At 62.9% G+C, this 536-nt stretch carries 1 protein-coding gene; it reads left to right on the plus strand.

The window, feature by feature from the left end; genetic code table 11:
- Positions 1-41: 41 nt before the first annotated feature.
- The coding region (locus AC1DU6_RS35570) for an FGGY family carbohydrate kinase (RefSeq protein WP_477863322.1) at positions 42-536 on the plus strand (495 nt) is incomplete at its 3' end.

Raw genomic sequence — 536 nt, forward strand, 5'->3', positions numbered from 1 at the left:
TCCCAACACAACGCGACCACAATCTTTCGGGAAGAAACGCCATGTCTTTCGTGATGGCCATCGATCAGGGCACCACATCCTCGCGCGCGATGATCTTCCGCGCTGACATCTCGATCGCGGCCAGTGCGCAGCAGGAATTCCCGCAGCATTTCCCGGCCTCCGGCTGGGTCGAGCATGAGCCGGAAGATATCTGGACCTCGACGCTGGCCGTTTGCCGCGAGGCGATGACGAAGGCTGGCGTGACCGCGAAGGATATTGCCGCCATCGGCATCACCAATCAGCGCGAGACGGTGGTGGTGTGGGATCGCGTCACCGGCCAGGCCGTGCACCGCGCCATCGTCTGGCAGGACCGCCGTACCGCAGAGATCTGCGCGCAGATGAAGGCCGATGGTTATGAGCCGTTAATCACGCAAAAGACCGGCCTGATCGTCGATCCGTATTTCTCCGGCACCAAAGTGGCCTGGATTCTCGATCACGTGCCCGGCGCGCGCGACCGCGCCGAGCGCGGCGAATTGCTGTTCGGCACCGTCGATTGC

Source organism: Roseateles sp. P5_B10 (assembly GCF_056400485.1).